Raw genomic sequence first — 18895 nt, forward strand, 5'->3', positions numbered from 1 at the left:
TCGGCCGCGGTCCGGTGGTACCGGGCCGCGGCCGGAACGAGCGAGCGGGGTCAGCGGGCGGAGAAGGCCGGGTCGCTGGTGCTCGCGTTGCCGCTCTCCACGTGGGCGGCCAGGCGGCGCACGAAGGTGCCGTCGTGGTCGGCGGTCACGGTCAGGTCGTACCAGCCATGGGTGCGCTCGGTCCTGGCCGAGTGCACCACGTGGGCGCCGGGGCGCAGCCGGTAGGTGGCCGGCTTGTGCTTGCCGTACTCGTCCTTGATCGTGAGCGTGACGGTGCTGTGGCCGTCGTTGGTCAGGACGAGGCGCACGGCTCCGTCCTTGCTGTCGTGGCGGGCGCCGACCTCAGGGCCTGCGGCGGTGACCTTGCCGGCGAACTGGCGCAGGAAGCCGTTGGGACCGTGGACGGTGAAGTCGTAGACGCCGTGCGAGTTCGCTGAGAGGTTCCAGACGCCGGACAGCGAGTGCCCCGAACCGACGGTGTACGTCCACGGGCCGGAGGCGTCCGTCGCGGAGGTGACCAGGAAGCCGGCGCCGGCCTTGCCGTGGGAGGCGAAGTCGATCCGCAGGGAGCCCGCGGTGCCGACCTTGCCATCGGCAGAGAGGTCGTACGGGATGGGTCGGGCGGGGCGCAGACCGGGCTCCTGGCGGGGCAGCGCACCCTTGGCCGGCGGCGTCGGCACGTAGTCGGGGTGCCGGTCACCGTCCGGCGGCAGGTAGCCGGTGGTGTCGGGCAGCCGCGGCGTGTGGCTGTCCTTGTGCCGGAAGTCGAACGCCGTGGTCAAGTCGCCGGAGACGGCACGGCGCCAGGGGGAGATGTTGGGCTCCGTCACGCCGAAGCGGCGCTCCATGAACTGGATGATCGACGTGTGGTCGAAGGTCTGGGAGCAGACGTAGCCGCCCTTGCTCCACGGCGAGACCACGAACATCGGGACGCGCTGCCCCAGGCCGTACGCGCCCGCCGGGCGGCCGCTGTCGCCCGCGTACAGGTCGCCGCTGACGTCGACGGTGGACTTGCCCTGTGCGGCCGAGCCGGCCGGGAAGGGCGGCACGACGTGGTCGAAGAAGCCGTCGTTCTCGTCGTAGGTGATGAACAGCGCCGTCTTGCTCCACACATCGGGGTTGGAGGTGAGCGCGTCCAGAACCTGCGAGATGTACCAGGCGCCGTAGTTGGCGGGCCAGTTCGGGTGCTCGGTGAAGGCCTCGGGCGCGACGATCCACGAGACCTCGGGCAGCTTGCCGGCCTTCACGTCGGCACGGAGGATGTCGAAGAAGCCCTCGCCCTTGCGTGCGTCGGTGCCGGTGCGGGCCTTGTCGTACAGCGGGTCGCCGGGCTTGGCGTTGCGGTACTGGTCGAAGTACAGCAGCGAGTTGTCGCCGTAGTTGCCTCGGTAGGCGTCTCCGATCCAGCCCCAGCCCCCGTCCGCGTCCAGGCCGTCGCCGATGTCCTGGTAGATCTTCCAGGAGACGTCGGCGTTCTCCAGCCGCTCCGGGTACGTGGTCCAGGCGTAGCCCGCCTCGTCGTTGCCGAGGACCGGGCCGCCGCCCTTGCCGTCGTTGCCGGTGTAACCCGTCCACATGTAGTAGCGGTTCGGGTCGGTGGAGCCCATGAACGAGCAGTGGTAGGCGTCGCAGACCGTGAAGGCGTCGGCGAGCGCGTAGTGGAACGGTATGTCCTCACGGGTCAGGTGCGCCATCGTCGTGGCGGACTTGGCCGGGATCCACTTGTCGTACTTGCCCTTGTTGAAGGCGGCCTGGGTGTCGTTCCAGCCGTGCGGCAGGTCCTCCAGGAACGCCAGGCCGAGGTCCTTGGCGTCCGGGTGGAAGGGCAGGATCTCCTTGGTGCCGTCCGACTGGTGCCAGACCGACTTACCGCTCGGCAGTGTCACCGGGCGCGGGTCCCCGAAGCCCCGAACGCCGCGCAGCGCGCCGAGGTAGTGGTCGAAGGAACGGTTCTCCTGCATCAGGACGACGATGTGCTCGACGTCCTTGATGGAGCCCGTCCTGCGGTGCGCGGGGATCTCCGCGGCGCGAGCGATGCTGGTGGACAGAGCGGACAGAGCAGCGGTGCCGCCCGCAAGTTGCATGAACCGTCTGCGGTCGATGGCATTCATGAAGAGCATGTCTCCCGGAAAATCCGTGGGCCGTAAAGAGTGCAGCGGCCAGCATTTCCCAACTTGTTCAAACAAGTGGCGGCGGAGAAGCGAACCATTCGGGAAACCTGTGCCAACCCGGCGCGTGACCGGGGGCAGGGCGGACCGGGTCGAAGCATGTGGAACGCCGGGAACACCCCACCGGGGCAAGGCTGTTGTCCTGGGTTGCAGTGTGCGGGGCAAAGACCTTGTCGATCCTGTCTCCGATCATCGACCCGTCGCGCATGACCCCCGCGCACTGGGTGGAGCGCAGCGTGTGAGCTCTGTTCGTCGGCGCAGGCCGGGGCGAGCGTCATCCGCACCTCGCTGCGAACCTCGGACGAAGGCCAGGGGCAGGTATCGCCGCTTTCCCGGGCAGCTTTCAGGGGGCCTTGGGTGAGCTGGAGTCCGTGTGCAGTTTCGCTGCGTGGAGTCCTTCCCCCTGCCGGAACCGGGCCCCAGCTGCCGCCGGAGGATGTCGACCTGTCGTCCACCGCCGGTGCCGTGACGGACGGCACCGGCGGTCGCTTGAGTGGATGTTCTCAATCGGCAGGCGTGGTCGGTACCGATGAGACGGGACAGGTCACCTGCACCACGTCGCTCCTCGCAGGGGCGAGCCGGTCCACGTGCCGGCGGACGGGTTGGGTGCCTGCGCCTGCGCCTGCGTCTACCGGCGGCTTCCAAGGGGCGAATCGGCGCGCGACTGCGGTAGCGCGTGCGCGTGCCAGGCGTCGCAGGGCGGGCGGGACGTCACGGTCATGCCTGGGCCCGGAGGCGATCCGGTGCGACCCCGGGCCGACGGCCCCAGGCTGTCTACGCCGGGCTCGCCGGCATCGCGCCCGGGCCGGTCCGACGGGCCAGCGCGTTGTTGCCTATCGAGTTGTGCACGCTGAAACTCACCGCGTCGGAGCAGTACCGGTCGTCAGACCACTCGACGGGGCGGCCCTCACGGGTGGTCGTGACCCGGCGCACCCGCAGCAGCGGACTCGTCCGGCGTACGCCCAGCAGTTCGGCGTCCTGCGCTCCCGCCGCCACCGCGTCGATCAGATGCTCACCGTACGCGAAGACCAACCTCGAGTCCTCGAACAGCCGTTGTGTCACCGATGGACAGTCCGCCTCGATGCGTTCGACAGCCGGGGCGATCCAGTCCGCGTACACGGTCCGTTCCAGCAGCACCGGTTCGCCGTCCAGGCCGCGCAGCCGCAGGACGTGGAGCACGGGCACGCCGACCGGCATCTGGAGGCGTACCGCGTCCTGGGCGGTCGTGGGGCGGTACTCCGAGGACACCACCCGGCCCGTCGCCGTGCGGCCCATCGCGCGCGCCCACTGGGCGAAGCTGCGCAGCTCGGCGAAGCTCTGATTGCGGCGGCTGGCGAGCACCACGCGCCGCGCGCCCTGCCGGGACCCGATCAGACCCTCCGACGTCAGGGCGGCGACGGCCTGGCGGACGGTGCCGCGCGAGACGCCGTAGCGTGCTGCGAGTTCTGTCTCGGGGAGCAGCCGACTGCCCACCGCGTACTCCTCGCGATCGATCGCCTGGCGCAACTCCTCGGCGATCTCCTCGTGTCGGGCTGCCATGGTTCCCTCTCGTGCTGTGCGCAGTGTGCAGGTGAACCAGCGTAGACGAGAACGGGAAGGGGGTCGTTCTCCTGGGGGGCATCCGGCGAGTGTCCAGAAGACTGGTGGTCACAGTTGCCCCTCTGTTCACCGAGACGACATGGAGGGCGTGCCTACTGAGGTCAACTTGTTCAAACAAGTTCTCTGTCGAGCCCCAGCGGGATCTCCGCCCGGGGCGCCACACCAGGAGAGATCGTGACGTTGCCCCTGTCCAGGATCGCCGTGCTCACCGGCGGCCTCGCCGTCGCCGCACTCAGCCTCAGCGCCTGTGGCGCAGCCACCAGCCAGTCCGCCACCACCCCGGACGGCAAGAAGGCGAACACCGCCACCTCCGCGACGGACTTCGGCGGCATGGACGCCCTCGTCGCCGCGGCGAAGAAGGAGGGCACGCTGCACGCCATGGCTCTGCCCCGCGACTGGGCCAACTACGGCGCGCTGATCGACGGCTTCACCGCGAAGTACGGCATCAAGATCGACGTCGAGAACCCCGACGGCAGCAGCCAGGACGAGATCAACGCGGTCACCTCGCGCAAGGGCCAGGACCGTGCCCCCGACGTGCTGGACCTGGGCAGCTCGTTCGCCCTGAGCGGGGCCCAGCAGGGACTGTTCGCGTCGTACAAGGTCGCCTCGTACGACGACATCCCGGCCGCGCAGAAGGACCCGCAGGCACGCTGGTACAACGACTACGGCGGCTACGTCTCCATCGGCTGCGACGCCAAGCGCGTCAAGCACTGCCCCAGCACCTTCAAGGACCTCCTCAAGCCCGAGTACAAGGGCCAGGTCGCGCTCAACGGCAACCCGACCAAGTCCGGCTCCGCGTTCGGCGGCGTCTACGCGGCGGCCCTGGCGAACGGCGGTTCCCTCGACGACGTCCAGCCGGGACTGGACTTCTTCGCCGAGCTGAAGAAGAACGGGAACTACACGCCGGTCGAGTCGACCCCGGCCACCGTCGAGAAGGGCGAGACGCCCATCAGCATCGACTGGGACTACCTCAACGCCGGCTATGCCGACGAGTTCAAGAGCAAGGGGGTCGACTGGAAGGTCTCCGTCCCGTCCGACGGCCAGTATGCGCAGTACTACTCGCAGGCCATCACCAAGGACGCTCCGCACCCCGCCGCCGCCCGTCTCTGGCAGGAGTACCTGTACAGCGCCGAGGGCCAGAACCTCTGGCTCAAGGGCTACGCCCGCCCGGCGCTGATGCCCGCCATGGAGAAGGCCGGGACGCTCGACAAGGACGCCGCCGCCAAGCTGCCCAAGGTCTCCGGCGCGGTCACGTTCCCGACCGAGGCCCAGCAGAACAAGGCCAAGGGCGTCATCGCCCAGGGCTGGGGCAAGGCCGTCTCGGGATGACCTCCGGCACGACTGTCACTTCTGCGCCGCACCCCGTCGACGCCGCGCCCGCCGCCGTTCCCTCGGGGCGGCGGCGCCGGAGCGCCGACTGGCTCGCCGTCGTTCCGTTGCTCGTCTTCGTGGCGATCGCCTTCGGGATCCCGGCCCTGGCCATGCTGAACGGCGCCTTCACGGTCAAGGACCCGGCCACCGGCGCCACGTCCTACACCACCGCCAATCTGACCACGTCGCTGCACGGCGCCTATCTGACAGCGCTTCTGGGCAGCGTCAAACTGTCCGCGGTCTCGGCGGTCATCGCGATGCTCCTCGGGCTGTTGCTCGCGCAGGCCGTGGTGGTCTCCCGCTTCCGCGCACTGCGCGAGGCCGTACTCACCGCCTCCGGGGTGCTCGCGAACTTCGGCGGCGTCCCGCTCGCCTTCGCCTTCGTCGCGACGCTCGGCAACTCCGGTGTCCTCACAAGGCACCTGGGCCTCGCCGACGCGGGCTGGACCCTGTACAGCTTCTGGGGCCTGACCCTCACGTACCTCTACTTCCTGATCCCGCTGATGGTCCTCACCATCACGCCCGCCCTCGACGGGCTGCGCTCCCAGTGGCGCGAAGCGGCCCGGAACAACGGCGCCACACATGCCCAGTACTGGCGGCACGTCGCCCTGCCGGTGCTCGCGCCGTCGTTGCTCGGCGGCCTGGTGCTGCTGTTCGGCAGTGCGTTCGCCGCCTATGCCACCGCCGCCGCGATGGTCGGTAGCTCGGTCCCGCTGGTCACCCTGCAGATTGCCGACGCCATCTCCGGCAATGTCCTGGTCGGCCAGGAGAACGTGGCTCTGGCACTCAGCCTCGACATGGTCCTCGTCGCGGGCCTGGTGATGGCCGTGTACCTGCCCCTGCAACGACGGAGCGCGCGATGGCTCGCCTGAACACCACCTTCCGCCCCGGGCGGGCCGCGGTCCTCGCCGTCGCCGGGCTCTACTTCCTGGTGCCCCTGGCAGCCTCCGTGATCTTCACGGTCGACGTGCCGGGTCAGGGCCTGAACGTCGACGCCTATACGCGGATCCTCGGCACCGACGGCTTCCTGCCCAGCCTGGTGCTCTCCCTCGAACTGGCCGCAGCCACGATCGCCGTCGTTCTGCTGCTGATGGTGCCCGCCATGGTCGCGTTGCGGCTGGGCGCACCCCGGCTGCGGCCCGTGGTCGAGATCATCTGCTCACTGCCGCTCATCGTCCCGCCGATCGCATTCGTCGCCGGGATCGGAACCGTCCTCAAGTGGGGTCCCGAGTACCTCTCGACGACGCCGCTCTTCCAGACGTTCGTCGCGCTCCAGAACCCGGACTTCCCGATCGTGCTCGTCCTCGCATACGTCGTGATGGCACTGCCGTTCGTCCACCGTGCCCTCGACGCGGGGCTGCGCGCCGTCGACGTGCGCACGCTCGTCGAGGCCGCCCGCAGCTGCGGCGCGGGCTGGCCGCAGGCCCTCGTCCGCGCGGTGCTGCCGAACCTCCGCGGCGCGCTGCTGAACGCGGCGTTCCTCACCCTGGCGCTCGTGCTGGGCGAGTTCACGGTCGCCCAGCTCCTCGGCTTCCAGCCCTTCGCCGTGTGGATCTACAGCATCGGCGGCTCACAGGCCCAGATGTCCGTCGCCGTGTCCGTGCTCAGCCTGTTCCTGACCTGGGCACTCCTCCTGGCGGTCGCCACCCTCGGCGGCCGCCGCGCCCCCTCCCGTACCGCCTCCCAGGGATGACCTCCACCATGACGATCACCACGCTGGAGAAGGCCGCCACGACCGGCGCCGCAACCGTCGAATTCCGTGGCATGCGCCGCAAGTTCGGCGCGACCGTCGCCCTCGACGGCCTCGACCTGACCGCGCGGCCCGGGGAACTCCTCGCCCTGCTCGGCCCGTCCGGCTGCGGCAAGACCACCGCGCTGCGCGTCCTTGCCGGGTTCGAGCACTCGGACTCCGGCGAGGTCCTCGTCGACGGCGAGGACGTGACCCGGGTGCCGGCCCACCGCCGCGACGCCGGGATGGTCTTCCAGTCGTACAGCCTCTTTCCACACCTCAGCGCGCTCGACAACGTCGCGTTCGGGATGCGTATGCGCAAGGTCCGTACGGCCGAGCGGCGGGCCCGCGCCGCCGAGCTGCTGGAGTTGGTAGGCCTTGGGGGAACGGGTGAACGCTTCCCGCACCAGCTTTCCGGCGGGCAGCAGCAGCGCATCGCGCTCGCCCGCGCGCTCGCGCTGCGCCCGCGGGTCCTGCTGCTCGACGAACCGCTGTCCGCTCTCGATGCCAAGGTACGGCTGACGCTCCGCGAGGAGATTCGCCGACTGCAGCAGGAACTTGCCATCACCACACTCTTTGTGACGCATGATCAGGAAGAGGCACTCTCGATGGCCGACCGCGTCGCCGTGATGCGCGCGGGACGGCTGGAGCAGTGCGCGGCCCCCGCCGAGCTGTACGCGCGGCCCGCCACCGCGTTCGTCGCCGAGTTCGTCGGCACCATGAGCCGGATCCCGGGCGTGCTCGACGCCGAGCGCACGACGGTGGCGGTTCTGGGACGACGGCTGCCCGTGGACGGCGAGCCGGGCGAGGGCAACGACGTGGACGTCCTCGTACGACCCGAAGCCGTCCGGCTCGCCGCGGACGACATGGGCGACGCCAGGGTCGTCGCCACCGCCTTTCTCGGCGCCGTCACCCGCGTCACCGTCCGCCTCGCCGACGGCACCGAGGTCAAGGCCGACCTGCGGACGCACGAGGCGGCGGTACTCGCCGCGGGCTGCGCCGTGACCGTGACGCTCCCGGACCGGCCGGTGCTGGTCGCGGCGCGGCGCCGCTGAGCCCCGACGCCCGCCGTATCCGAATGCCCGCAGGACGTCTGCGGGTGTACCGCCCTGCAGTACGTCAGCACCCGTTCCACGTCGACCGGCTGAAAGAGACCTTTGTGAAGCGCCCCCGCACGACCCCCGTCCAGCCACCCCTGCTGGAGGCCGTGCTGTTCGACATGGACGGCACCCTCGTGGACACCGAGCAGCTGTGGTGGGGGGCCGTCGACGAGGTGGCTGCCGGGTTGGGGTACGCGCTCACGGAGGCCGACCAGCCCGATGTGCTGGGCCGCCCCGTGGAGCACACGGCGAAGGCGCTGGGCCGGGCCGCCGGCGCACCGGTCGACGCGGTCGCCGCTGAGCTCCACCGGGAGTTCGCGGCCCGGGTGCGCGCTGACGTGGTGCCGCGCCCCGGCGCAGTCGAACTGCTCGTGGCGCTGCGCAGCGAGGGCGTCCCCACCGCCCTCGTCACGGCCTCGCCGCGGCACGTCGCCGACACCGTCATGAAGGCCCTGGAGGCCTTGGGCGCGGGCCGGTTCACCACCACGGTCACCGCCGACGACACGCTCCGCACGAAACCCGACCCCGACCCGTACCTCGCCGCCTGCCAAGCCCTGGGTGTGGCCCCGGCCGCCTGTGTGGCCGTGGAAGACACTCCCACGGGTGTCGCCTCGGCGGAGGCGGCGGGCTGCCACGTCCTCGCGGTCCCGTCCGTCGCACCCATCGAACCGGCGGACCGGCGCACGGTTCTCGGGAGCCTGGAGGAGGCGTCCTTGGGGCTGCTGAGTGCGCTGGTGCGCGCCGGGGTACCGGGTCCGCGGGCGCTCGCCGAGCCGACGCCGGCTCAGGGGACGCGCGTACCGGGAGGCCCGGCCCGTTGAGGCCGGCGTGGCGGCGTGCTCGGGACCGGCGTGGAAAACGACACCTCCGCACGTGCCCTGGTACATGATTGACGCGACGCTCCGTCACCAGGCGCTCTCGTGCCCCGGCTCCCGCAGCCTCAGCCGCAGGTCGGTCGGGGCGGCAGGGGCACCCGGGCGAGGCTGTCGAGCGTCGCGCAGCGGAGTTCCCGCTCGGATCGGTGAGTATTCACGCTCTCATGGTGTTCCGCCGGCGGCGAGTCGCATGAGGTCGGTGGTGAAGTCGACATCGTCGGCGCTGCGTTCGGCGCGGGTGGCGTTGCCGCCGAATTGGTGTTGGTAGCCGGTCCAGGCGCCGTCGGCGATCGACCGGCCGACGCCGCTGCGCAGCAGGAGTACGAGTTCGGTGGCGGCGCGTTGGATCCGGTCGCCGAGTGCGGCCTGCCCCCAGTCCTCAGGTGCGGCGAAGAGGGAGGTGGGCACGGGGAGCGCGCGCAGGAAGGCGAACAGGGGCCGGAGTTGCTCGTCGACAACCATGGCGTGCCGGGACGTGCCCGCGGTGGCGGCGAGGATGACCGGTTTGGCGATGAGCAGGTCGTTGTCGAGGATGTCGGCGAAAGACTTGAACAGGCCGCTGATACCCGCCTTGTATACGGGTGTGCTGGCGATGACGGCGTCGGCAGCGGCAAGGCGTGCGAACGCGGTCTTGAGGCGCTCGCCGGGGAATCCGGAGACGATCGCCTGGGCTATGTCGACCGCGAGCGGTCCGAGCTCGATGACGCCGACGGTCGCGGGCCTGTCGGATTCGAGGAGCAGGTCGAGAACTTTCTGCGCTGTGCGATCCGCGAGCAGGCGGGTGGACGAGGGTTCGTTCACACCAGCGCTGACGACGACGAGGCGCAAGGACTTGTCCGGTTCGGCGGAATCGTGCGGGTCGGAGGTGTTGAGGCTCATGCGGGGTTCCTTTCCTCTTCCTTCGGTGCGGTGGAGGTCGCTGCCAGATGCCCAGCGGCTTCGAAGTGCGTCCGGCCGAGGTCGCGGAGGACCTGGCCCGGAAGAAGGCCTCCCACACCTCGATCGGGAGTCGAAGGGCTGCCTGCCCTGCTCATACGGCCGACGGGAAGTGCGCCTCGACGCTCGGGTCGCTGTCCTGGTACGGGGACGCGCCGGAGAGGTTGTCGCCGCGGTTCGGGTTCGGGCGCGGCTGCCGTGGCTCGGCATTGCCGTACTTCTCCGTGACCCGGGTGCTGTGGATGGGTGTGTCGGGCACTCCGGGGGCGCGCCTGCCGGCCATCTCCTTGCGGAGCACGGGGACGACCTCGGTTCCGAGCAACTCGACCTGCTCGAGCGCCATCTCGACGGGCAGGCCCATGCCGTCGAGTGCGAAGAGCTGGCGCTGGTAGTCGCCGAAACCCTCCTGGAAAGTGAGGGTCTTGTCGATGACCTCCTGCGGACTGCCGACGCTCAAGGGTGTGCGGGTCATGTAGTCATCGAGCGAGCTCCCCCGGAAAACCGGGTACTCCTCGAAGTACGGGCGGAAGGTGTTCACGGCATCCTGGGAGCGTCGAGCGATGAACGCCTGCCCGCCGAGACCCACGATTGCTTGTTCCTTCGTGCCGTGCCCGTAGTGCTCGAAACGTGCGCGGTAGAAGTCCACGAGCGGCTTGAAGTGCAGGTTCGGCGCCAGGATGTGATTGGCGAAGTACCCGTTGCCGTAGTAAGCGGCCTGCTCGGCGATCTCGGGCGTGCGTATCGAGCCGTGCCAGACGAAGGGCGGCACATCGTCCAAGGGCCGCGGGGTCGAGGTGAAGCCCTGCAACGGGGTGCGGAAGGTGCCCTCCCAGTCCACGACATCCTCCCGCCAGAGCCGGTGCAGCAGGTTGTAGTTCTCCAGAGCGAGAGCCACGCCCTGCCGGATGTCCTTTCCGAACCACGGATAGACCGGCACCGTGTTGCCACGCCCCACCATGAGATCGAGCCGTCCCTTTGCCACGTGCTGGAGCATGGCGTAGTCCTCGGCGATCTTCACCGGGTCATTCGTGGTCATGAGCGTGACCGAGGTGCTGAGGATGATGCGCTCGGTCAGCGCCGCGATGTGTGCCAGCAGGGTGGTGGGCGAGGACGGGACGAAGGGGGGATTGTGGTGCTCGCCGAGCGCGAACACATCCAAGCCGACCTCGTCGGCCCGCTGTGCCACTCGCACCATGTTGCTGATGCGTTCCGCCTCGCTCTGGGTGTAGCCGGTGACCGGGTCGGGGGCGATGTCGCCGACCGTGAAGATTCCGAACTGCATATTGTCCGCCTTTCTGCGTCGTTTCTGTGCGAGGCCCCCCTCCGCCACCGGGTTGCCGATCGTCTCGCCGTGCGACAGCGGCCGGCCCTGGGCGTCGTGGCTCACGTCACCGAACGTGTCCGGTCCGAGCGTGATCGGGCTGCCCCGACACCGGCGGGCTTCTCGTGTCCCACAGCGGTCGAAAGGGTGGCGCAGCCCCTGAGCCCCGCACCGGCGCCGTTACGCAGGTGCGGGCATTCTCAGCGGCGCCTCGTGATACCTCGCGTCAGCCGGCGCGCAGCGGAGCGAGGGTGTTGCTCCAGGCGACGACCTGGTCGAGGGTGGTGGTGAGGGTGTCGAGGTGGGGCTTTCGAACCTTTGCTTGTATATGTACTTGCCGAGTCAAGTAAAGATTCTGGTCCTTGCCTTGTCAAGGAGATAGGGTGTGAGGCATGCCCCACGACGAACAGCCCCTGCAACCCTTGGACCAGACCGAGGAAATGCTCGTGCGCGCCCTGGGCAACGTCATGACGGCGCTGCCACGACTGGTGGACGCGGACATGGTCCGTGACGGAGGGCTCCCCCTTTCCGAGTACACCCCCCTCATGTTCCTGTCCGAGGCTCCCCACCGCCGGATGCGGATGAGTGAACTCGCCGCTGCCTGCAACCTCTCGCTCAGCGGAATGACCCGCGTCGTCAACCGCCTCGAAAAGCAGGGACTCATCCAACGAGCCAAGTGCCAGGAAGACCTACGCGGATGGAACGCGGTCCTCACCGAAGACGGCTTCGCCCGTCTGCGGGAAGCCTGGCCCGCCCACCTCGCCAGCGTCCGACGGCACGTCCTCGACAACCTCGCCGGCCACGACCTCGCCGCACTCGCCGCCGCACTCCAACGCGTGGCGACGGCAACCTGACCCCAGGAACACCCTGACCCGTCGAGGTGGCGATCATCGGGGCGCCCGGGGAAGGCGCTCGGGGCACGGCAGGCCCAGCCCGTGGTGCGGTGGGACCCGTCTCCGACGCGAATTGAGCCTTGCACCCGCCGGGCTGCCCGAGCCTCCCTCAGACACCACCCCGGAGCACGCACAGGCCCGCGCGGAGCTCGCGGCCGCGGCATCGAGGCGTTCCACGACGCCGGACAGGTCCTCCACCGCGGCCTTGGCTCAGCCCCCTTCCCGCCAGGGCTGTCCGGGGTCCGTCTTCAAAGATCGTTCGTTGGCGGATCACGGTCCGGAGCATCGACATGAACTCACCGATCAAGGGTGGGAGTCACTCGGGGCAGGGTCGGGCCCCGGCGCGCGTCGCGGAGCGGATGCTGCGCACCCTCATGGGTTTGTCAGGGGGCAGCCGTGGTCGGTGAGGCCTTGCTGCGCTCGCTGGTCCCCAGCCCGGAGTCCGAGGCGGAGCCGCGCGGCCTCAGTCTGTCGGTGCACCTCTCCCGCTGGGGGCGCCGGTGTGGTGCCAAGTGCGGGCGGTCCTTCATCGGCGGATGGTCCCGGTTCGGGCGTACCGGCCCGGGGCGATGCCCACAACTCTCTTGAAGTGCCGGGTGAGGTGGGACTGGTCGTAGAAGCCGACGGCAGTCGCTACCTCGCCCGCCGGCCGTCCGTCGAGCAGCAGACGGCGGGCCAGGTCGACGCGACGGGACATCACGTACTGGTGCGGGGCGATGCCGAAGGCCCCGCTGAAGGCTCGTACGAGATACGTGGGGTGGGCGTGTACCAGGCGCGCGGCTTCTTCCAGGGTGATGCCTTCAAGCAGGCGCTCGTCGAGGAGGTCACGCAGACTCCGGGCGACGTGGCGGTCGGGCGCCGCGCTACCGAGGGCCCGCCTGGGGCGCAGATGCTCGCGCAGTCGCTCGCCGATGAAGGCCAGACGGCTCTCCGCCTCGAACTCGTCTCCCCGGTTCGCGAGAGTTGTGTGCAGCTGTCCGACGCGTCTGCGCAGCACGGGATCGGTGAGGTCCGGGCCGTCCACCGCCGACCCGACGAAGCTCTCGTCCAGCTGTGTCGTGTCGAGGTAGAGCACGCGCTTGCGAAATCCGTGAGGCGTGGCCGGCGAGCCGTTGTGCGGGATCTGCGGCGGGAGCAGACTCACGGTGTCGCTCGGGGTGCCGCGCTCGTGGCGGTCCAGATCGTAGCGGACCGCGCCGTCATCGACGATCAGCAACGTCCAGGCGTCGTGGACGTGCATGGGGTACGCGTGCTCGGTGAAGTGCGCGTGGAAAACCTCCACGACGCCCGCGACCGGGGGGCGCCAAGCGGAAATCTCCTGCCGGGGCATCACGCAAAGAACGTACAAGACGCAGAAGGCGCGGATCGTGGAGTCTCGAAGCATGAGACATGACGATGAGACCGAGGTCGGAACCGGGGTTGGGAACAGGGCGGGGGGTGAGAAGGTGCCTGTCCGTTTCGACACCAAGATCGCTGTCCTGCTGCGGGAGGACCTTGAGTCCTGGCAGCGGCTGAATGTGACCGCCTTCCTGGTCAGCGGTCTCGGCACGGTGTCACCCGAGGTGATCGGCGAGCCGTACACGGACGCCGACGGCACTGCGTACCTGCCGATGCTCCGCCAGCCCGTACTGGTCTTCGAAGGGACGAAGGAGATGCTGACCGCTGCGCATGGCCGTGCGCTGTCGCGCTCGCTGCCGAGGGCCGTGTTCACCTCAGACTTGTTCAGCACGGGCAACGACCGGGACAACCGAGCGGCTGTACGGGCCGTGGGAAAGGATCAGCTCGATCTGGTCGGGATGGCCGTCTACGGGCCACGCAACGCGGTGGACAAGGTACTCAAGGGTGCCCGCATGCACCCCTGAGCGACGTCGGATCCCGGCGATCCCGATCATCGGTACTCGGGCGGTCAAGTGCCTTCCGCAGACAGCGACAACGGCCATCATGAGGATCAGACGCTCGACGGGTCCGGTGGTGACCGCGGAAGGTGACAACGAGCTTGCCAACGGGGCGGCGATCGCAACAGGGCCGCCCCGTCGATGACCGCTGTCCTACTGCGTGTGGTGGACAGCCCCGAGTCGGCCGGCAGCGACGGTGACACCCATCGTGCTCCGGCACAGCTGCTGAGCTGACACACGTCAGTCGGAACACGGTCCAGAGTGTTGGATTCAAGGATCTCGGTGCCGGCCCGGAGGGCGCGGGCGGCGGTGTGGGGAGGCCCACTCCCGCACCGCCGCACGCCGACTTGGCCCTGCACGCCGAGATTCCGGCCGGGGCGCCACCGGACCGCCCCCTGGTGGCGGTGAGATGGGCGGCGCTCCTGAGAGTGCTCAGCCGGCCACTGCCTCCTGCTGGGAGTCGGCCGCAGCAGCCTCCGAAGCAGCCGTCGCGGTGTAGAAGACGGACGATCCCTGCTTGGTGCGCTGAGCCTGGCTCTTGGCGACCAGCCCTTCGAGGGTGGTACGCACAACGGTGGTCTTCACACCGCGGTCAGGGTGGGCCTTCGTGAGCGCGGCGGAGATTTCGGTGGCGGAACGCGGCTCGCTCTGCTGCTCCAGGTGACCGCGGATCAGGTTCACGAGGGTCGGCTTGGTGTCTGCCTTGGGTGCCTTCGCGGATGAGGCCTTCGCGGTCGAGGCCTTGGCGGTCGAGGCCTTCGCGGATGAGGCCTTGGCGGTCGAGGCCTTCGCGGCGCTCTTCTTCGATGCCGTCGCCGTTGCACTCGCGGCGGCCGCCTTCTTCGGCTTGCTCTGCTTGGCTTCGGCGGTGGCCTGGCGCGGCACGGTCGGCGTGGCCGTGGTGTCTCCCTCGTCGGCGGGGCTCGCGCCGCCGAGTGCCTCCTGCATGCTCACCAGAACGGAGTGGTCGTGCTGCAGGGCACCCAACTGCTCCTGCAGCGCCTCGATTTCCGCAGCGAGACGCTCCTGCTCCTTGACGTTGCGCTCAAGGTCGCCCGTCACCTGGGCGATGTACTGCGACGCCAGTCCTGTGGCGTGGACCTGAATTTCAGACATGTCATGGGCCTTTCTGCAGCTCGCGGGTAAGGCGGTGAAAGCACGAACCCGGTCCGCGAGCGGGTGGGGCAGGTGCCCCGTCTGTGCTGACTGGGACACCCGCAGGACATAACTGCCGCAATGTGCAGCAGTGTCTAGAGATAGTACGCACGAGTAGAGCCGTGATGTGCCAGTCGAGTGATGTCTCACCCTTCCTGTCAGGGTGAGGAACCGACAGATGCGGGGTGGGCGACGACGATACCGACCGAGGCGCTGTCACTGCTGAACCGCCGTGCGGCGCACTCCGGCCTGCTCGGGAGACAGGTGTCAGGTGACTTCGCCGGTATCGCGGAACACGGGCAGACGGGACTTGTGATGCGTCGGGCACCGGCTTTTGAAGGTGTTCGAACGTGGGCCCCATGACAACGATTTTGCGAGACCCTACTGGCATCTCCGGCCGCCTACTGCGATCGCTCCCAGCGTCCGTCAGGGAGCGGGAGGTTCAGCGGCTGCGGCCCTCCACCGCCGTGGCGACGTCGTCGAGGTCCTTCGCGATCGCCTTGCTCACGGCCCGTGCGCCCACGCTGCCCAGGACCTTGGCGAGCAGGCCCGTGAAGCCCCTGGCCGGCACGGCGGTGAATGTCATACGGACCGTCGTTGTGGCCGGGCCGTCCGCCCGCAGCAGCCACTCCGAGACGTAGTGGGTGCCGTGGGACTCGGCCTCCACCACGTAGCGCCTGGGCGGCTCGCTGGCGGTCACCCACATCTCCTCGGTGGCGTCCTTGCCGAACATGCGCCGGGTCTCGCGCCACCGCGTGCCGACGTCAAAGGCTCCGTCTGTGAGAACCTCGGTCTTCGATACGCTGCTGAGCGTCCGCTCCATGCTCCCGAGATCGGTGAGGGCTTCCCACACGGTCCCCTGGGCTGCGGCGATGCGGCGCTCGACGACGACTGTCCTGCTGGTCATGAATCCCATGGAACCACCGGGATCCGGCAGCCGCCTGCCGCAGCGCTGCACCGGGGTGCGCCCTGCCGGAGTTCGCGAGGATCTCGTCCGGGGAGGGGACCGCTCGGCCGGATCCAGCGCCCTCACCCGCTGCCGGGGCTCCTGACAGGACGGCGGCACCGCCGACCGGACCGCCTGACGGACCGTTCGTCCGCCCGGTGTTCGCCGTCAGCCGAGTCGGTCGCGACCGCCAGCGGCGCGGCGACAGGATGCTCGCATGCAGCCGATCTTCGCTCTCGTACACAGTCCGTCGGTGGGTCCCTCCACCTGGCACCCGGTGGCGGAGCAGCTGGCCGCCGCGGGGTACCAGGTGCGCGTACCGTCCTTGCTGCACGTGGGCGCCGGCGAACCACCGTTCTGGCCCCGGATCGCCAACGCCGTCCGTGACGACCTCCGGGAGATCCCGACGTATCACCCACTCGTGCTGGTGGCACACAGCAACGCGGGTCTCTTCCTCCCGTCGATCCGCTCGGGGCTCGACCATCCGGTGTACGGCTCGGTCTTCGTCGATGCCGCCCTACCGGCCCGCACCGGACCGACCGCCGTTGCCCCGCCCGGGCTGCTGGAGTTCCTCCGTCCCCTGGCGGTGAACGGCATGCTGCCGCGCTGGACCGACTGGTGGGACGAGGCTGACATCGCGCCGATGTTCTCCGACCCGACGACGCGGCAGAAGGTCATCGCCGAGCAGCCGACGCTTCCGCTCGCCTACTACGAGCAGCGCATCCCCGTCCCCGACGACTGGGACGACCATCCCTGTTCCTACCTGTTGTTCGGCCCCCCATACGACGACATGGCCGCCGACGCCCGCGAACGCGGCTGGCAGACCGCACATCTGCCCGGCGCGCACCTCCACCAGATCGTCGACCCCGCCGGCACCGCCCGGAAACTCCTCGAACTCACCACCGGTGAAGCCTGACAGCTACGACACACCGACCGCCTGCTCGACTGCATCGCCGATCTCAAGTCGACTCCGCCGCCACTTCTGAAACACGCCCTGGTGCACTCCGCGTCGATCCTGCGGGGGTCTGATCAGGGGGCGGGGCTGTGGATGGCTGCTCCGACGGACGGTTGCCCCCGCTGATGTCGGTGTCTGGATGCAATGGCATGGTCGTCGACCATGGACGATTGGTTTGTGCAGACAGGCAGTGGGGCGCGATTCGATTGGGGGCCTGTCGGCGCGCAACGGCTCGCGGCGGATATCGCGTGTCTGGTGGTCGTCGACGTGTTGTCGTTCACGACGTCGGTGACGGTGGCTGTGGAGTCCGGGACGCGAGTCTTCCCTTATGCCTGGCGTGACGAGTCCGCGTCGAAGTTCGCCGATGAGATGGGCGCGCGATTGGCCGTCGGGCGGCGCATGGCCACGTCGGCGTTGCCGTGGTCGCTCTCCCCGGCGGCGCTGAGAAGTGCTCCGTTCACCCCGCGCCTGGTCCTGCCCTCTCCCAACGGTTCCTCGATCGCCGCCGCGGCCGGTGAGTCGATGGTGGTTGCGGGTTGCCTGCGCAACGCGTCAGCGGTGGGCCGTTGGCTCGCCCGGCACGGTTACGGAACCCGCGACCGCCCGGTCGCCGTGATCGCCTCGGGCGAGCGATGGCCCGACGGCAGCCTGCGCCCCGCGCTGGAGGATCTGCTCGGCGCCGGAGCGGTCCTCGCGGCACTGCGGAAGCAGTGTGGCGGCCCGCTGTCGCCCGAAGCCGCCGCCGCAGCCGACTGCTTCGAGGCCACGCCGGATGTCATGACCGCGGTCACCAGCAGCGCGTCCGGCCGGGAACTCACGGACGGAGGCTTCGCCGGGGACGTGGACATCGCGACCGAACTGGACGTCTGCGACATCGTTCCGATCCTCACCGACGGAGCGTTCACGGCAGCTGGATGACCACGCCTGGCCGGTTTCGACCGGTGTGGCGGTGAGTCAGCTCTTCACCAAGATGGCGGCGAGCCGGCCACGTTCGAGTGCGTCCCGGCGGGGTCGAGGGCACCGAGGCATACTGGTCGGCCGCCTCCGGGGAACATCACCCGCTACCCGCCCGGGTGTGCGCCATGATCAGGTGAGTTCGAGTCCGCCGTCGACCGTGAGCACTTGGCCGGTGAGCCAGGCGGTCTGCGCGTCGGCGAGCCGCAGGATCCACTCGGCCACTTCGTCGGGTTCACCACGGCGGCCCAACGGAATGCGTGCTGCCTCGGCATCCTTGAGGTGATCGATTTCCGTGGCGGACAAGCCGGCGCCGGTCAACGCTCCGCTTTCGGTGGGGCCGGGAGCAACCGCGTTGACCCGGATGTTGTCGGGCGCCAGCTCCAGCGCCCAGCTTCGGGTCAGCTGTTCGATCGCAGCCTTCGAGGCACCGTAGTGAGAGGCGTGAGCGATGGGCCTGTGCCCGAATGTGCTGCTGACGTTGACGATCACCCCTTGGGAGCTCCGCAGGTACGGAAGGGCGGCGCCGGCCAGAAGGCTCGGAGCGGTGACGTTGGTGGCCAGTACCTGGTTGATGCCTTCAGCGGTCACCTGGCCCAGGGGCATCATGGCGAGGACTCCGGCGTTGTTGACCAGGACGTCGACACGGCCCCATCGATCGACCGCGGCCCGCACGATCCGTTCGGGTGCACCTGCGGCACTGACGTCGGCACTGAGCGTCTCGATGGCCGGATGGAGATCGGCTGTCTCGCGCAGCGCCTCCGTTCGTCTCCCCACTCCCAGCACCCGCGCTCCCGCCTTCGCGAAGGCCAGCGCGGCAGCGCGTCCGATCCCGGAACCAGCTCCGGTCAGGATCACAACATGGTCGGTAAAACGGCTGGGCATCACTGACACTCCCTATTGTTCGATGTTCATCGAAGATCGAAGATGTTGTTGGGCGCTTGCTCTGCTGGGCCGGAGCCCGTCCCGTGAGATGGCCCGGGCGGGCTGTCTGCCCG

General features: G+C 69.3%; 16 protein-coding genes and 1 pseudogene. 9 read left to right on the plus strand and 8 right to left on the minus strand.

The window, feature by feature from the left end; translation table 11 throughout:
• Positions 1–50 precede the first annotated feature (50 nt).
• Both OHA88_RS40765 and OHA88_RS40770 read right to left on the minus strand, forming a co-directional pair.
• On the minus strand, positions 51–2111 hold the full coding sequence (locus OHA88_RS40765; protein ID WP_328629924.1) for a phosphocholine-specific phospholipase C: 2061 nt from the start codon (positions 2109–2111) through the stop codon (positions 51–53).
• Between the two features lie 831 nt (positions 2112–2942).
• A complete protein-coding gene (locus OHA88_RS40770; RefSeq protein ID WP_328629267.1) occupies positions 2943–3707 on the minus strand; it encodes a GntR family transcriptional regulator in 765 nt (254 codons plus the stop codon).
• 234 nt (positions 3708–3941) lie between these two features.
• On the opposite strand from OHA88_RS40770, the gene OHA88_RS40775 reads away from it, so the two are divergent.
• From OHA88_RS40775 to OHA88_RS40795, 5 genes and pseudogenes are all read left to right on the plus strand, one after another.
• On the plus strand, positions 3942–5096 hold the full coding sequence (locus OHA88_RS40775; protein ID WP_328629268.1) for an ABC transporter substrate-binding protein: 1155 nt from the start codon (positions 3942–3944) through the stop codon (positions 5094–5096).
• Positions 5093–6010: an ABC transporter permease gene (locus tag OHA88_RS40780; protein ID WP_328629269.1), complete on the plus strand. Its 918-nt coding sequence runs from the start codon at positions 5093–5095 to the stop codon at positions 6008–6010. The genes OHA88_RS40775 and OHA88_RS40780 overlap by 4 nt, the downstream gene beginning before the upstream one ends.
• Positions 5998–6831 carry an ABC transporter permease gene (locus OHA88_RS40785; protein ID WP_328629270.1) on the plus strand — a complete coding sequence of 278 codons (834 nt, stop codon included), beginning with the start codon at positions 5998–6000 and terminating at the stop codon, positions 6829–6831. The genes OHA88_RS40780 and OHA88_RS40785 overlap by 13 nt, the downstream gene beginning before the upstream one ends.
• A gap of 8 nt (positions 6832–6839) precedes the next feature.
• Complete coding sequence (locus OHA88_RS40790) at positions 6840–7922, plus strand: ABC transporter ATP-binding protein (protein ID WP_328629271.1); 1083 nt, start codon at positions 6840–6842, stop codon at positions 7920–7922.
• 104 nt (positions 7923–8026) lie between these two features.
• A pseudogene (locus OHA88_RS40795) lies at positions 8027–8704 on the plus strand (HAD family hydrolase); the annotation flags it as partial.
• A gap of 300 nt (positions 8705–9004) precedes the next feature.
• Here the strand turns inward: OHA88_RS40795 and OHA88_RS40800 are convergent.
• Together OHA88_RS40800 and OHA88_RS40805 are read right to left on the minus strand one after the other, a co-directional pair.
• On the minus strand, positions 9005–9721 hold the full coding sequence (locus OHA88_RS40800) for a CE1759 family FMN reductase (RefSeq protein ID WP_328629272.1): 717 nt from the start codon (positions 9719–9721) through the stop codon (positions 9005–9007).
• 151 nt (positions 9722–9872) lie between these two features.
• Positions 9873–11060 carry a CE1758 family FMN-dependent luciferase-like monooxygenase gene (locus OHA88_RS40805; RefSeq protein ID WP_328629925.1) on the minus strand — a complete coding sequence of 396 codons (1188 nt, stop codon included), beginning with the start codon at positions 11058–11060 and terminating at the stop codon, positions 9873–9875.
• Positions 11061–11491: 431 nt separating this feature from the next.
• Between OHA88_RS40805 and OHA88_RS40810 the strand changes: the two genes are divergently transcribed.
• On the plus strand, positions 11492–11953 hold the full coding sequence (locus OHA88_RS40810) for a MarR family winged helix-turn-helix transcriptional regulator (RefSeq protein WP_328629273.1): 462 nt from the start codon (positions 11492–11494) through the stop codon (positions 11951–11953).
• Between the two features lie 565 nt (positions 11954–12518).
• On the opposite strand, the gene OHA88_RS40815 is transcribed toward OHA88_RS40810, so the two are convergent.
• Positions 12519–13322 carry an AraC family transcriptional regulator gene (locus tag OHA88_RS40815; protein ID WP_443044394.1) on the minus strand — a complete coding sequence of 268 codons (804 nt, stop codon included), beginning with the start codon at positions 13320–13322 and terminating at the stop codon, positions 12519–12521.
• 52 nt (positions 13323–13374) lie between these two features.
• Between OHA88_RS40815 and OHA88_RS40820 the strand changes: the two genes are divergently transcribed.
• Entirely contained in the window at positions 13375–13854 is a 480-nt protein-coding gene (locus tag OHA88_RS40820) for a DUF2000 domain-containing protein (RefSeq protein WP_328629275.1), read from the plus strand.
• Between the two features lie 465 nt (positions 13855–14319).
• Here the strand turns inward: OHA88_RS40820 and OHA88_RS40825 are convergent, their stop codons facing one another.
• Positions 14320–15003, minus strand: a complete 684-nt coding sequence (locus tag OHA88_RS40825) for a hypothetical protein (RefSeq protein WP_328629276.1) — start codon at positions 15001–15003, stop codon at positions 14320–14322.
• 481 nt (positions 15004–15484) lie between these two features.
• Positions 15485–15949, minus strand: coding sequence for an SRPBCC family protein (locus OHA88_RS40830; protein WP_328629277.1), 465 nt, complete (start codon positions 15947–15949; stop codon positions 15485–15487).
• Between the two features lie 256 nt (positions 15950–16205).
• On the opposite strand from OHA88_RS40830, the gene OHA88_RS40835 reads away from it, so the two are divergent.
• Positions 16206–16904, plus strand: coding sequence for an alpha/beta hydrolase (locus OHA88_RS40835; RefSeq protein WP_328629278.1), 699 nt, complete (start codon positions 16206–16208; stop codon positions 16902–16904).
• Positions 16905–17105: 201 nt separating this feature from the next.
• Positions 17106–17861, plus strand: a complete 756-nt coding sequence (locus OHA88_RS40840) for a 2-phosphosulfolactate phosphatase (protein WP_328629279.1) — start codon at positions 17106–17108, stop codon at positions 17859–17861.
• A 168-nt stretch (positions 17862–18029) separates the two neighbouring features.
• On the opposite strand, the gene OHA88_RS40845 is transcribed toward OHA88_RS40840, so the two are convergent.
• Entirely contained in the window at positions 18030–18782 is a 753-nt protein-coding gene (locus OHA88_RS40845; RefSeq protein WP_328629280.1) for an SDR family NAD(P)-dependent oxidoreductase, read from the minus strand.
• Positions 18783–18895: the final 113 nt, after the last annotated feature.

It is taken from the genome of Streptomyces sp. NBC_00353 (assembly GCF_036108815.1).
In the GTDB taxonomy this organism is placed as follows: Bacteria; Actinomycetota; Actinomycetes; order Streptomycetales; family Streptomycetaceae; genus Streptomyces.

Bases quoted from the DNA above. Each gene is read 5' to 3' on its own strand.
- OHA88_RS40765 (WP_328629924.1), bottom strand. From the start codon at position 2,111: ATGAATGCCATCGACCGCAGACGGTTCATGCAACTTGCGGGCGGCACC.
- OHA88_RS40770 (WP_328629267.1), bottom strand. From the start codon at position 3,707: ATGGCAGCCCGACACGAGGAGATCGCCGAGGAGTTGCGCCAGGCGATC.
- OHA88_RS40780 (WP_328629269.1), top strand. From the start codon at position 5,093: ATGACCTCCGGCACGACTGTCACTTCTGCGCCGCACCCCGTCGACGCC.
- OHA88_RS40785 (WP_328629270.1), top strand. From the start codon at position 5,998: ATGGCTCGCCTGAACACCACCTTCCGCCCCGGGCGGGCCGCGGTCCTC.
- OHA88_RS40790 (WP_328629271.1), top strand. From the start codon at position 6,840: ATGACGATCACCACGCTGGAGAAGGCCGCCACGACCGGCGCCGCAACC.
- OHA88_RS40800 (WP_328629272.1), bottom strand. From the start codon at position 9,721: ATGAGCCTCAACACCTCCGACCCGCACGATTCCGCCGAACCGGACAAG.
- OHA88_RS40805 (WP_328629925.1), bottom strand. From the start codon at position 11,060: ATGCAGTTCGGAATCTTCACGGTCGGCGACATCGCCCCCGACCCGGTC.
- OHA88_RS40810 (WP_328629273.1), top strand. From the start codon at position 11,492: ATGCCCCACGACGAACAGCCCCTGCAACCCTTGGACCAGACCGAGGAA.
- OHA88_RS40815 (WP_443044394.1), bottom strand. From the start codon at position 13,322: ATGCCCCGGCAGGAGATTTCCGCTTGGCGCCCCCCGGTCGCGGGCGTC.
- OHA88_RS40820 (WP_328629275.1), top strand. From the start codon at position 13,375: ATGAGACATGACGATGAGACCGAGGTCGGAACCGGGGTTGGGAACAGG.
- OHA88_RS40825 (WP_328629276.1), bottom strand. From the start codon at position 15,003: ATGTCTGAAATTCAGGTCCACGCCACAGGACTGGCGTCGCAGTACATC.
- OHA88_RS40830 (WP_328629277.1), bottom strand. From the start codon at position 15,949: ATGACCAGCAGGACAGTCGTCGTCGAGCGCCGCATCGCCGCAGCCCAG.
- OHA88_RS40835 (WP_328629278.1), top strand. From the start codon at position 16,206: ATGCAGCCGATCTTCGCTCTCGTACACAGTCCGTCGGTGGGTCCCTCC.
- OHA88_RS40840 (WP_328629279.1), top strand. From the start codon at position 17,106: ATGGACGATTGGTTTGTGCAGACAGGCAGTGGGGCGCGATTCGATTGG.
- OHA88_RS40845 (WP_328629280.1), bottom strand. From the start codon at position 18,782: ATGCCCAGCCGTTTTACCGACCATGTTGTGATCCTGACCGGAGCTGGT.